General features: G+C 60.3%; 14 protein-coding genes. 7 read left to right on the top strand and 7 right to left on the bottom strand.

The features are described 5' to 3' along the window. Positions 1 to 5: 5 nt before the first annotated feature. Positions 6 to 446, bottom strand: a complete 441-nt coding sequence (aroQ, locus tag CAF87_RS20940; protein ID WP_085732888.1) for a type II 3-dehydroquinate dehydratase — start codon at positions 444 to 446, stop codon at positions 6 to 8. A 140-nt stretch (positions 447 to 586) separates the two neighbouring features. Continuing rightward, a complete protein-coding gene (locus tag CAF87_RS20935) occupies positions 587 to 1498 on the bottom strand; it encodes a LysR family transcriptional regulator (RefSeq protein ID WP_085732886.1) in 912 nt (303 codons plus the stop codon). A gap of 204 nt (positions 1499 to 1702) precedes the next feature. On the opposite strand from CAF87_RS20935, the gene CAF87_RS20930 reads away from it, so the two are divergent. Both CAF87_RS20930 and CAF87_RS20925 read left to right on the top strand, forming a co-directional pair. After that, complete coding sequence (locus tag CAF87_RS20930; RefSeq protein WP_085732884.1) at positions 1703 to 2131, top strand: DUF4160 domain-containing protein; 429 nt, start codon at positions 1703 to 1705, stop codon at positions 2129 to 2131. After that, positions 2128 to 2574, top strand: a complete 447-nt coding sequence (locus CAF87_RS20925) for a hypothetical protein (protein ID WP_085732883.1) — start codon at positions 2128 to 2130, stop codon at positions 2572 to 2574. The genes CAF87_RS20930 and CAF87_RS20925 overlap by 4 nt, the downstream gene beginning before the upstream one ends. Before the next feature lie 55 nt (positions 2575 to 2629). On the opposite strand, the gene trmA is transcribed toward CAF87_RS20925, so the two are convergent. Beyond that, complete coding sequence (gene trmA / locus CAF87_RS20920; protein ID WP_085732882.1) at positions 2630 to 3709, bottom strand: tRNA (uridine(54)-C5)-methyltransferase TrmA; 1080 nt, start codon at positions 3707 to 3709, stop codon at positions 2630 to 2632. Next, positions 3706 to 5001, bottom strand: a complete 1296-nt coding sequence (locus tag CAF87_RS20915; RefSeq protein ID WP_085697559.1) for an NCS2 family permease — start codon at positions 4999 to 5001, stop codon at positions 3706 to 3708. Before CAF87_RS20915 ends, trmA begins: the two co-directional genes overlap by 4 nt. A gap of 220 nt (positions 5002 to 5221) precedes the next feature. Here CAF87_RS20915 and CAF87_RS20910 point away from each other — a divergent pair, with 220 nt between their 5' ends. Both CAF87_RS20910 and CAF87_RS20905 read left to right on the top strand, forming a co-directional pair. After that, positions 5222 to 5671 (top strand): DUF4879 domain-containing protein, encoded by a 450-nt coding sequence (locus CAF87_RS20910; RefSeq protein WP_085732881.1) that lies wholly within the window; start codon positions 5222 to 5224, stop codon positions 5669 to 5671. Between the two features lie 67 nt (positions 5672 to 5738). Beyond that, a complete protein-coding gene (locus CAF87_RS20905) occupies positions 5739 to 6290 on the top strand; it encodes a DJ-1 family glyoxalase III (RefSeq protein ID WP_085733021.1) in 552 nt (183 codons plus the stop codon). A 5-nt stretch (positions 6291 to 6295) separates the two neighbouring features. On the opposite strand, the gene CAF87_RS20900 is transcribed toward CAF87_RS20905, so the two are convergent. After that, positions 6296 to 7534, bottom strand: a complete 1239-nt coding sequence (locus tag CAF87_RS20900) for an MFS transporter (RefSeq protein ID WP_085732880.1) — start codon at positions 7532 to 7534, stop codon at positions 6296 to 6298. Between the two features lie 400 nt (positions 7535 to 7934). Between CAF87_RS20900 and CAF87_RS20895 the strand changes: the two genes are divergently transcribed. From CAF87_RS20895 to CAF87_RS20885, 3 genes are read left to right on the top strand one after another with little or no spacing between them, the layout of a single operon-like run. After that, a complete protein-coding gene (locus tag CAF87_RS20895; RefSeq protein ID WP_085732879.1) occupies positions 7935 to 9371 on the top strand; it encodes a cytochrome ubiquinol oxidase subunit I in 1437 nt (478 codons plus the stop codon). A gap of 3 nt (positions 9372 to 9374) precedes the next feature. Next, entirely contained in the window at positions 9375 to 10382 is a 1008-nt protein-coding gene (gene cydB, locus CAF87_RS20890) for a cytochrome d ubiquinol oxidase subunit II (RefSeq protein ID WP_085732878.1), read from the top strand. A gap of 57 nt (positions 10383 to 10439) precedes the next feature. Then, positions 10440 to 10607 (top strand): DUF2474 domain-containing protein, encoded by a 168-nt coding sequence (locus tag CAF87_RS20885; RefSeq protein ID WP_007950992.1) that lies wholly within the window; start codon positions 10440 to 10442, stop codon positions 10605 to 10607. Positions 10608 to 10676: 69 nt separating this feature from the next. On the opposite strand, the gene CAF87_RS20880 is transcribed toward CAF87_RS20885, so the two are convergent. Then, positions 10677 to 11801: a class I SAM-dependent methyltransferase gene (locus CAF87_RS20880; protein ID WP_085732877.1), complete on the bottom strand. Its 1125-nt coding sequence runs from the start codon at positions 11799 to 11801 to the stop codon at positions 10677 to 10679. Between the two features lie 173 nt (positions 11802 to 11974). Beyond that, a complete protein-coding gene (locus tag CAF87_RS20875; protein WP_085732876.1) occupies positions 11975 to 12682 on the bottom strand; it encodes a LuxR C-terminal-related transcriptional regulator in 708 nt (235 codons plus the stop codon). Positions 12683 to 12779: the final 97 nt, after the last annotated feature.

The following is a 12779-nucleotide window of genomic DNA, read 5'->3' as shown; positions in this document are numbered from 1 at the left end:
GCGGATCACCCCTTCAGCCGCTGGCTGAAATGTTCCAGGGCCAGGCGATAGCCGTGGCTGCCGAAGCCGCACATCACTGCCGTGGCGATGGCCGAGACGAACGAGTGATGACGGAACGGCTCGCGGGCGTGAACGTTGGACAGGTGCACTTCGATCACCGGCAGTTCGCTGGCGATCAGGGCGTCGCGGATCGCGACCGAAGTGTGAGTCCAGGCGGCCGGATTGATGACGATGCCGGCGCAGCGCTGACGGGCGCCGTGAATCCAGTCGAGCAGTTCGCCTTCGTGGTTGGTCTGGCGAAACTCAACGGCCAAGCCGAATTCTTCGGCAGCGCGACCGCACAGGGCAGAGATGTCGGCCAGGGTTTCGTGACCGTAGGTCGCCGGTTCACGGGTGCCGAGAAGGTTCAGGTTCGGGCCGTTGAGCACCAGAACGATAGGGGGCATGGGGCAAACTCCACTTATTGTTTTTGGCTTGGGTCGAGGGTTTCGACCTGTGGAGTTAAATTGTACTAGCTGGTTACTTTAAGCAATGGCTCTGCATCGACAGTCCTGTTTTGTGTGCGGTGATCGCACACTGGCGAAACTCAATTCGGCAATTGCTCCACCAGAAAATCGATGAAAGCCCTGACACGCAGCGGCATGTGGCGATTCTGCGGGTACAGCAACGTGAACGGTCGCGAGCGTCCGCTGTAGGGTTTGAGCACTTCTATCAGCGACCCGTCGGCCAGTTCTTTTTCGACGATGAAGCGATAGGTCTGGAACAATCCGGCGCCGTGTCTGGCCAGGGTCACGCCGCCCAGCACGTCATCGGAACAACAGAAATTGCCCTCGGCGAGGATTTCCCGTGGCGCGTCCTCTTCGTAAAACAGCCAGGTGATCCGCCGTCCGCTGCTGGGCAGTTCGTACTGGATGCATTCGTGCTGTTCGAGGTCTTCGAGTGTCTGCGGCGTGCCAGCACGTTTCAGGTAGTCGGGGCTGGCGACCATCACCAGCGCCGCGTCTTCCAGATGGCGGGCGATCAGGCCTGAGTCTGGAATCACTCGCACACGGATCGCCATGTCGTAACCCTCGCCGACGAAGTCGATGTTGCGATTGCTGATGTGCATGTCGACCTTCACCTGCGGGAAGCGCGCACGAAAGGCAGGCAGCAGCGGCAGGATCCGATGATGGGCGTAGGTTGTAGGAATACTGATCCGCAGGGTGCCGGACGGTTCCTGCTGCTGGCCCATGACTTCCCGTTGTGCCTCGACCAGTTGCGCCAGTGCCTGACGGCATTCTTCGTAATAGCGTCGGCCGCTCTCGGTCAATTTCACACTGCGGGTCGTGCGCGCGAACAACCGCACGCCCAAGCGTTCCTCCATGCGCGAAACCGAGCGACTCACCGCCGCCGGCGTCACCGAAGCCGCCTGCGCCGCAGCGGTGAAACTGCCGCACTCGGCGGCCAGACAAAACAACTCGATGCTGCCCAGCTGAAGGTCGTCGAAGTGTCGCTGCATGATTGATTACACCGGGGAATGAGTCTTCGTATGTAGCAAATGCGCGGTCGCTGCGAAAGAACTGCTTACCATTTTGCGCGGGGCTTTCCTGAAACCCGCACTAGGCTCGAAAACGTAATGATCACTGGAGGGCAGCAATGCCGATGGTCGGAATTGTCAGGGAATGGCAGTTTACGAATTCTTTAACCTAACGGATGGGTTGGCATGAAAGTGTGCAGTTACAAGGGATTGTCAGTGGTGATCATGTTGCGAGACGAACATTGTCCGCCCCATGCGCACGTAGATTCAGGTGTATGGAGTGCCCGCTTCAAATTCAGCTTCTGGCACAACGGCGTGGAGTTATGGGATGTGGTGCCCCTGTCGGGTCAGCCACCGATTGCAGTGCTTGAGGGGCTGCGCCAATCGCTGCGTGAAACGAATCATCTGCGGCGGGCCCGTCGAATCTGGTGGACTCGTCTACAGACTGCCTGTCTCGATAACCAATGGTGGGACGGGGACTCGAACGAAGTGGCCGTCATGCGTGAAGTGACCGGTGAGACCTTCAGGATCGGGTCGGCGTATTACGAACCAGAAGAAAACAAAACCCTGCTGGCCCTGGTTGGTGCTCAGGAAGGTGTGGAGATCGAACTATGAAAACAGTAAAAGCCGGTTTGCATGCTGATCGACCGGTAACGGAAAAGCGTCTCGATGAGGCTGTTGAGCGGGGAGGACTGCGCCGTCGCAGCAGCCTGCAAGCCGTGTCGGTAGCCTTTCAGAAACCATGTCTGGTGATTCGCTTCGAGGACGACAGTGGCGTGCTGCTGCCAGTGAATCTCTACCGTGAATTCGATGATTTCGAACCCGAAGACTTCAGCGGGTTGAGCGTGGGCTTCGCCGGCACCGCCCTTTGCCACGACGGCAAGGACCTGCAGGTTTCCATCGCCGGCATGATCTCCGCCAGTCAGCCATTGATGGCCATGGCCGCCTCGGTGATCGCCTCCCGTAATGGCCGCCAGAGCAGCACCGCGAAAGCTGAAGCCGCACGGGCCAACGGCAGGAAGGGCGGGCGCCCGAGCAAGATCGATCCCGTGCCGTGAGCAGGTACAAAAAAGCCGTCGATGAGGACGGCTTTCTCGTATCTGGCACCTGCGATCAACGCCGGGTCAGCAACACGCCGGACTCCATGTGGTGAGTCCACGGGAACTGGTCGAACAACGCGCAACGGGTTATGCGGTGCGTGTCGTGCAGTTGGGCGATGTTGGCTGCCAGGGTCTCCGGGTTGCAGGAGATGTACAGAATGTTGTCGAAGCGACGGGTCAGTTCGCAGGTGTCCGGGTCCATGCCGGCCCGTGGCGGGTCGACGAACACGCTGCCGAACTCGTAGCTTTTCAGGTCGATACCGTGCAGGCGACGGAACGGCCGAACTTCGTTCAGGGCTTCGGTCAGCTCTTCGGCGGACAGGCGCACCAGAGTAACGTTATCCACAGCGTTTTCGGCCAGGTTGCTCAACGCAGCGTTAACCGAGGTCTTGCTGATTTCGGTGGCCAGCACTTTGCGCACGCGGGTCGCCAGCGGCAGGGTGAAGTTGCCGTTGCCGCAGTACAGCTCCAGCAGATCGTCGCTGCGATCGCCCAGTGCTTCATATGCCCAGTTGAGCATCTTCTGGTTCACGGTGCCGTTGGGCTGGGTGAATGCACCTTCCGGCTGGCGATAGCTGAAGGTACGACCGCCGACTTCCAGTTTCTCGACCACGTAATCGAGGCCAAGCACTTCGCGCTTGCCCTTGGAGCGGCCGATGATGCTGACGCCCAGATCCGCCGCCAGTTTGGTGGCCGCAGCGTGCCAGTGTTCGTCCAGCGGACGGTGATAGCACAGGGTGATCATCGCGTCGCCGGCCAGGGTAGTCAGAAACTCCACCTGAAACAGCTTGTGGCTCAGCGCCGCACTGGCCTGCCATGCCGCCTTCAATTGCGGCATCAACTGGTTGATGCGCAGGCTGGCGATCGGAAACTCTTCGATCAGGATCGGCGTGCGTTTGTCGTCCTGGGAAAACATCGCGTAGTGCCGCTCACCGCCCTCGCGCCACAGGCGGAATTCGGCGCGCAGGCGGAAGTTCTGCAGCGGCGAGTCGAACACCGTTGGCTGCGGCGCATCGAACGGGGCCAGCAGGTCACGCAGGCGCGTGACCTTGTCTTCGAGTTGTGCGGCGTAGGCCTGGGAATCGAAAGTCATGCGTTGAACCAACCCAACTTGATCACGAACAGAATCGACAGGATCACCAGCGCCGGGTTCAGCTCGCGGGCGCGACCGGACAGCAGTTTGATCGCGGTCCAGGCGATGAAGCCGAAGGCGATGCCGTTGGCGATGGAATAGGTGAAAGGCATCGCCAGGGCGGTGACCACAACCGGCGCGGCGACGGTGATGTCTTCCCAGTCTATTTCCGCCAGACCGGAAGTCATCAGCACGGCGACGAACAGCAGCGCCGGCGCGGTGGCGAAGGCCGGTACGCTGGCGGCCAGTGGCGAGAAGAACAGCGCCAGCAGGAACAGGATCGCGACGACGATGGCGGTCAGGCCGGTGCGGCCGCCGGCGCTCACGCCCGCAGCGGATTCGATGTAGCTGGTGGTGGTCGAGGTGCCCAGCAGCGAGCCGGCCATCGCAGCGGTACTGTCGGCGATCAGCGCACGGCCCATTTTCGGCATGTGGCCGTCCTTGCCCATCAGGCCGGCACGCTTGGCGACGCCGATCAGGGTGCCGGAGTTGTCGAACAGGTCGACGAACAGGAAAGCGAAAATCACGCTGACCAGACCGATGTCCAGCGCACCCTTGATGTCCAGTTGCAGGAACGTCGGGGCCAGCGAAGGTGGCATCGAAGTCACGCCGCCGAACGGGGTGAAGCCCATTACGATCGAGACGATGGTCACCACCAGAATGCCGATCAGCACCGCGCCGCGCACTTTCAGCGCTTCAAGGGCAACGATCAGGGCAAAACCGAGGGTGGCGAGGATCGGGGCCGGTTGTTTCAGGTCACCGAGGCCGACCATGGTCGCCGGGTTACCGACCACGATGCCGGCGTTGTGCAGGGCGATCAGCGCCAGGAACAGGCCGATACCGGCGGCAATCGCCGAACGTAGCGGCAGCGGAATGCTGTTGATGATCCATTCACGGATGCGGAAGATCGACAGCAGGAAGAAGCACACGGCCGAAATGAACACCGCACCCAGCGCCACTTGCCAGGTGTGGCCCATGTGCAGCACGACGGTGTAGGTGAAGAAGGCGTTCAGACCCATGCCCGGCGCAAGGGCGATCGGGTAGTTGGCGATCAGACCCATGACTGTGGAGCCAATGGCGGCTGCCAGACACGTGGCGACGAATACTGCGCCTTTGTCCATGCCGGTCTCGCCGAGGATGCTCGGGTTGACGAACAGAATGTAGGCCATGGCCAGGAAGGTCGTGACGCCCGCCAGAATCTCGGTCCGCACGTTGGTGTTGTGTGCCTTGAGTTGAAACAGCCTTTCCAGCATGTCTGCTCCCCGTGGCGCGCGTGGCGCCGTGAATGTATCGACCTCAACAGCAAAGCACAGACCGTCGCAAGCGCCTGGAAAATTGTGGTGGGCCGGAAAAAGCCGCGCATCATACCAGCAGCGTGAGGAAGATGGCGGATGTTGGTGTCGATCGTCGGCGAAGTTTTGCACCACGACCAAGTACGCCATACTGCGCGCTGTTTTTTCGGGGATGGATCGCATGACCAAGGGTTGGATGAAGAGCGCAGGATTGATGGCCTTGCTGCTGGCCGGTGCATCGGCGGCACTCGCGGCGTCGGCACCGCCATTGAGCGAGGTGAAAGTCATCAAGGTTCAGTCGTCGTCCTGTGGGCTCGAAGACATTACCGATGGCCAGGTGCAGACCCGTTGCGATCACAGCGCGCCGGGCATCAAGGTCTATGTGCTGGAAATCGGTTACGGCCAGAGCCAGCCTCAGGCAGCGCTGGACGGTTTCGAAGTGAACGGCACCCGGAGCCCGGTCTGTGCTTTTGATAACGGCAACCTGACCGAATGCACGCCAGGTGCGAAAACCGTCGGTTCGCTGTACACCTTCGATCTGGCGGCCCGTCAGGAAGGCACCTTTACCTTCAGCAACACGTCGATCAACGCCCCGCGCAACACGATGTCGACCCAGCTTTACATCAAGTAACGGCTGTAGCCGAACAGGGCAGGGCAAAGCTGACTACGCTTTAAAGATCTCCCAGCGGATGGCGCCCATGACCTTCAGAGCCCTGATTACCCTCGCCGAGGGCATCGATGATCTGCAATGCGTAACCCTGATCGACGTGCTGCGTCGGGCCGGTGTCGAAGTGGTGGCGGCCAGCATCGAGGGCCGGCGCATGCTCACCTGCGCCCGAGGCACGCGGCTGACCGCCGACGGCATGCTCATTGATGTGCTGGCCCAGACTTTCGATCTGATCGTCCTGCCCGGCGGTGCTGTCGGCGCACAACACCTTGCCGCGCACCAGCCCCTGCAACAACTACTCAAGGACCAGGCCAGCGCCGGGCGACTGTTCGCCGCCATCGCCGAATCCCCGGCGGTCGCCCTGCAAAGTTTCGGTGTTTTGCGCCAAAGGCGCATGACCTGCCTGCCCGTTACCAGCCATAACCTCTCCGGTTGCACGTTTGTTGATCAACCGGTGGTGGTGGATGGCAATTGCATCACCGCCCAGGGCTCCGGCGCCGCGCTGGATTTCTCCCTGACACTGGTCGAGCAACTGGCGGGCAAGGCCGCCAGAGCGAAGATAGCAGGGGAATTATTGGTCTGAGATCGTCAGGCCTTCACTTCTTCCACCGGCACATGCATCCGGTCGCGGTTGGCCAGGGTCGGGAACAGTTTGATCCACGTCCCGGTCACCACCAGCGTACCGATCCCGCCCATCACCACCGCTGGCACGGTGCCGAACCAGTGAGCGGTGAGGCCGGATTCGAATTCGCCCAACTGGTTCGAGGCGCCGATGAACAGGCCGTTCACCGCGCTGACCCGGCCACGCATTTCGTCCGGGGTTTCCAGTTGCACGAACGAGGCGCGGATTACCATGCTGATCATGTCCGCCGCGCCGAGCACCACCAGCACCGCCAGCGAGAACCAGAACGACGTCGACAGACCGAAGGCGATGGTGGCCACACCGAATACGCCGACGGCGGTGAACATCACCCGGCCGACGTTGCGTTCGACGGCGAAGCGCGCCAGGAACAGCGACATCATCAACGCCCCCACAGCCGGCGCCGAACGCAGCAACCCGAGGCCCCAAGGTCCGGTCAGCAGGATGTCCTTGGCGAACACCGGCAACAACGCCGTGGCGCCGCCGAGCAGCACGGCGAACAGATCCAGCGAGATCGCCCCGAGAATGTCCGGGCGACTGCGAATAAAGCGAATCCCCGCCAGCAACGAATCCAGTGTTGCCTTGCCTTTGTTCAGCGGGGTCTGTCGCGCGGGCAGGTTGAGCATCAGGGTGCAGGCAATGACATACAGAACGACCGTCGGGCCATAGACCCAGACGCTGCCGAAGGCATAGAGCAGACCGCCGAGCGCCGGGGCGACGATGGTGGCCGATTGCTGTGCCGACTGCGCCGCCGCGACCGCCCGTGGGAACAGCACGCTGGGCACGATGCTCGGTAGCAGCGCCTGGGTGGTCGGCATTTCGAAGGAGCGCGCAGCACCCAGAAGGAACGCCAGGATAAAGATCATTTCCCGGGTGACATGGTCAGTAGCGCTGCCGATGGCCAGTGCCAGGGCGATCAACGCCTGCAACGACTGACAGATTGCCGCGACCTTGCGTCGGTCGTAGCGGTCGGCAACGTGACCGGTGTGCAGCATGAACAACACCCGTGGGGCGAATTCCACCAAACCGACCAAGCCAAGGTCGAGCACGTTGCCGGTCAGTTGATAGAGGTTCCAGCCGATGGCTACGGTGAGCATCTGGAAACCGCTGGCAGTGAAGATCCGGGCAAACCAGAACGCAAGAAAGGGACGGTGGTGGCGTAACAGCAAGGGCTCTTGGCTGGGCATCTGCGGGCCGGTCTTGATCGAGGGGAATCGCGAGATTATCACCTGTCTGTAACAGGAAGTTGCTACGACAGAAAATTTAGTTAGCCAGACATCGATTTCTCCGCACTCGGACACCGTACCCGGCCAAGGATGTATTTCAGGGCGTTGCCAGGACTGTGAGGCAACTTGTCACGCGGCAAAAGACCACGCGGTTCCCCGTCGGAAATGGGACTACTCTTTCAACGTTGATTGATCCAGATCAAGACCCTTCGTGGAAACGATCGCGGACCCGTCGACAGACTCCCTGCGTCGCGATGCCTGTAAAAAGAAGAACGAATCCGAGTTCGCCGCACTCCATACCCGTGGGGGCAGTGGTTCAAGGCCGCCAGTCCTGGAACCGTTATCTGATAGAGGAAAGCTTATGTTCGGTTTAGAGGCCCTGGATCTCGCCCGAATTCAGTTCGCGTTCACCATCTCGTTCCACATCCTGTTCCCGGCGATCACCATCGGTCTTGCGAGCTATCTCGCGGTGCTGGAAGGCCTGTGGCTGAAAACCCGCAACGACACCTACCGTGACCTCTACCATTTCTGGTCGAAGATCTTTGCCGTCAACTTCGGCATGGGCGTGGTCTCGGGCCTGGTCATGGCCTACCAGTTCGGCACCAACTGGAGCCGCTTCTCGGACTTCGCAGGTTCCGTTACCGGGCCGTTGCTGACGTATGAAGTGCTCACGGCGTTCTTCCTCGAGGCCGGTTTCCTCGGCGTGATGCTGTTCGGCTGGAACAAGGTCGGGCGCGGCCTGCACTTTTTCGCCACGGTGATGGTGGCCATCGGTACGTTGATTTCGACCTTCTGGATTCTCGCGTCCAACAGCTGGATGCAGACACCGCAGGGCTTCGAGATCGTCAACGGTCAGGTAATCCCGACCGACTGGCTGGCAATCGTGTTCAACCCGTCGTTCCCGTATCGCCTGATGCACATGGCAACTGCCGCGTTCGTTGCAACGGCGTTCTTCGTTGGCTCGTCGGCGGCCTGGCATCTGTTGCGCGGCAAAGACAACCCAGCGATTCGCACCATGCTGTCGATGGCGATGTGGATGGCGTTGATCGTTGCACCGATCCAGGCGGTCATCGGTGACTTCCACGGTCTCAACACCCTCAAGCATCAGCCGGCGAAAATCGCCGCGATCGAAGGTCACTGGGAAAACGTCGGCAACGAAGCGACGCCGTTGATCCTGTTCGGCTGGCCGGACATGAAGGAAGAGAAGACCAAGTACGCCGTCGAGATCCCCTACCTCGGCAGCCTGATCCTGACCCACTCGCTGGACAAGCAAGTCCCGGCGCTCAAGGAGTTCCCGCCTGAAGACCGGCCGAATTCGACCATCGTGTTCTGGTCGTTCCGGATCATGGTCGGCCTCGGCTTCCTGATGATCTTCACCGGCCTCTGGAGCCTGTGGCTGCGCAAGCGCGACACGCTCTACACCTCGCGGCCGTTCCTGTACCTGGCGTTGTGGATGGGGCCGTCCGGCCTGATCGCGATCCTGGCGGGCTGGTTCACCACTGAAATCGGTCGTCAGCCGTGGGTGGTCTACGGCTTGATGCGCACGGCGGATGCGTCCTCCAATCACAGCTTCCTGCAGATGAGCATCACGCTGATCATGTTCGTGGTGGTGTATTTCGCGCTGTTCGGTGCGGGTCTGGGCTACATGATGCGCCTGGTGCGCAAAGGGCCGAAGACCGACGAAGGCAAGGAAACCAACGACGGTGGCCCAGGCCAGAAACGCACACCGGCCCGTCCGTTGTCCGCTGCCGACGACGATGGCGCCGAACACGACCGCAGCCTGACCAAGGAGATTTGAATCATGGGTATTGATCTTCCGCTGATCTGGGCCGTGATCATCATCTTCGGCATCATGATGTACGTGGTCATGGACGGCTTCGACCTCGGGATCGGGATTCTCTTCCCGTTCATCCCCGGCAAGACCGACCGCGACGTGATGATGAACACCGTCGCTCCGGTATGGGACGGTAATGAAACCTGGCTGGTACTGGGCGGTGCGGCGTTGTTTGGCGCCTTTCCGCTGGCCTATTCGGTGGTGTTGTCGGCGCTATACCTGCCGCTGATCTTCATGCTCATCGGGCTGATCTTTCGCGGTGTAGCGTTCGAGTTCCGCTTCAAGGCCAAGGATGACAAGCGTCACCTGTGGGACAAGGCGTTCATCGGTGGTTCGGTGGCGGCGACGTTCTTCCAGGGTGTGGCGCTTGGAGCGTTCATCGACGGCTTGCCTGTGGTCAACCGGCAATATGCCGGCGGCTCACTGGACTGGCTGACGCCGTTCACGCTGTTCTGCGGCGCTGCTCTGGTGGTGGCGTATGCCTTGCTCGGTTGCACCTGGCTGATCATGAAGACCGAAGGCAAGCTGCAGGAGCAGATGCACAACCTGGCGCGCCCTCTGGCCTTCGTGCTGTTGGCGGTGATCGGCATCGTCAGCCTCTGGACGCCGTTGGCTCATCCTGAAATCGCGACGCGCTGGTTCAGCATGCCGAACCTGTTCTGGTTCATGCCGGTGCCGATCCTCGTGCTGGTGACGATGTACGGTCTGATTCGCGCGGTGGCACGCAATGCCAACTACATGCCGTTCCTGCTGACCCTGGTGCTGATCTTCCTCGGCTACAGCGGTCTGGGCATCAGCCTGTGGCCGAACATCGTGCCGCCGTCGATCTCGATCTGGGACGCCGCCGCACCGCCGCAAAGCCAGGGCTTCATGCTGGTGGGCACGCTGTTCATCATCCCGTTCATCCTGGGTTACACCTTCTGGAGCTACTACGTGTTCCGCGGCAAGGTCACCCATGAAGACGGTTATCACTAATGGTGATCACGATGGCGCCGACAGCGGCGCCATCTCCCTCAACCGGAGGATGCAAGCATGACCGGCAAACATTCCCTGCACGACATTGAAGAAGCCGAAAAAAAGCCGCTGTGGCAGCGGCTCGGCTGGTTGGCCATGATCTGGGTCGGCAGCGTCGGTGCATTGTTCATTGTCGCCAGCCTGATGCGCATGTTCATGAATGCCGCAGGTCTGACCACGCACTGAGACTTCCCATCCCGCTGCCTTGCGGCACGGATTTTCGACCCTCCGACCGGAGGGTTTTTTTTGCCCGGGTTATTTGCGCGCCTTGAGGATCACGAACTTTGGCGTGGCCGCGACTTGCTCGACACCCCGGAACAGCCGCGCCAGTTTGCTGTGATAACCCAGGTGACGGTTGCCGACGATGTACAGCGCACCGCCAACCACCAGTGCTTCGCGGGCCTGCTGGAACATGCGCCAGGCAAGGAAGTCGCCGACCACCTGTTGCTGGTGGAACGGCGGGTTGCACAGCACCACGTCGAGCGATTGCGCTTCCTGCCCGGCCAGACCGTCGCCGGCGCGAACGATCACTTCACGTTCACCCAGCGCCGCGCGCCAGTTTTCGGCCGCCGACTGCACGGCCATGAACGATTCGTCCACCAGCGTGTAATGCGCATCAGGGTTTTGCAGGGCGCTGGCGATGGCCAGTACACCGTTACCGCAACCGAGGTCGGCAACCCGCGCCGCGCCGAGATTCTTCGGCAAGTGCGGAAGAAAGGCGCGAGTACCGATATCCAGCCCTTCGCGGCAGAACACGTTGGCGTGGTTGAGCAGTTCGATGGCCGGCTCGTCGAGGCGATAGCGGGTCGGATAAGGCGAGGCGGCCGGAGCCTTGGCCTCAGGCGTGGCGATCAACAAGCGCGCCTTCTTCACGGCCAGCGAAGCCTGAACCGGGCCGATGTAGCGCTCCAGCAGATCACCGGCAGCGCGGGGCAAGTGTTTGACCATGGCTGCGGCTACCACCTGAGCGCCGGGTGCCAATTGGCCTTGCAGGCGAATCAGTTGTTCTTCCAGCAGCGCCAGGGTTTTTGGCACGCGGATCAGCACTCGGTCAAATGGCCCGACGAACGGCTCGCTGGCCGGCGTGCCGCGTAGCGCATCGAACACCTGGCCATTGCGCAGCAGGTTTTTCTCCAGGCCCTGAAACGCCAGGAACGAATCGCCGCTGGTGCTGACCTGCACTTTGCCGCAGAGGCTGATGGCCAGCGCGCCGAAGCTGTCGTTGAGTACCAATACCCGAGTGTTTGCCGCTGGGTTCTGCTCGGCCAGATGATTGAGCAGGTATTCGTCGGCTGCGTCGAAGGCTTGCAGCGGTTCGTTCTGCTGTTCGGGCTGGCGGATCAGATCAAGCTGGGCGAAGGGCGTATCGAGCAAAGGCATGGGGCGGGGACTCTGGGTAATCGACGGGTGTCCCGCGGCCCTGAGTGTTGTGCGGCGGAACCGACCGAGTGGACAGCGGCGTGAAAGTTCACGACATCACTCAGGAAGGTTGCAAATGGTACTTTTTTTTTGTTGGTAATACTCGTCTGATTTCAGTGCAGTGGAAGAGGGGGCTAGAGATATCCGGCCTTTGAGGCGGCGATGACGGCCGACATCTTGTTGCAGACGTTGAACTTAATGATCAGGTTCTTGATGTGATAGGTCACGGTCCGTTCGGCTACGTTCAGAATCTGGCCGATTTCCCAAGCTGTTTTACCCAAGGCGCAAAGCCTCACGATTTCGAGTTCCCGTGTGGACAATCGCACAGGGGGTGGTTTGGCCAGTATTGGGGGGAATGCAGTGAGGAACAACGCACACAAATGCTGCAAGACGTAATGCAACACGCCATATTCGTTGTACAGCTCCAGGGCAAAAATTTCGCAGTGGGTTCGTGCCAGGCTGACCGTGCAACATAAGTCGTTTTTCTCGTCGCGATACGACTGCGACCAACCATGTTGCATCCCGTGATTTTGAAGCGCATCCCACATTAGCGGAGTCTTCGAGAAGGCTTTCCTGCTCCAGAGAAACGGCAGCATGGAACGATCGCAGTAAGCTGTTATCGGGTCATCACTTTCGTAAATTTTTTCGTATTCATCGTTCCATGCCATTGGGAAGTTATTGATATTGAACGATTTGAATGACGGGTAACCAGGCCGCGAAACTTTAATGCCGCAAAATTGAAAACCGAGGTTCCTGGCAAATGTGCTCAAAATCGGGAATGCGTTCTCGATTTCCTTCGCACGCGTGATCTGCTCTATCTGGTACTCCTTCCACCTTTCCATTTTGAATGTTCTCCAAAATATTAATTCGGGGGGGCGCCATATTGGATCCAAAGTGGGTGGCACGGAGACGAGTGTAGGATGCTTCCTACGAAGCTGT

The sequence above is a fragment of the Pseudomonas sp. R38(2017) genome, from assembly GCF_002112395.1.
In the GTDB taxonomy this organism is placed as follows: domain Bacteria; phylum Pseudomonadota; class Gammaproteobacteria; order Pseudomonadales; family Pseudomonadaceae; genus Aquipseudomonas.
Note: the sequence above shows the minus strand (reverse complement) of the source record. Positions and strands in the feature narration are given on the sequence as shown.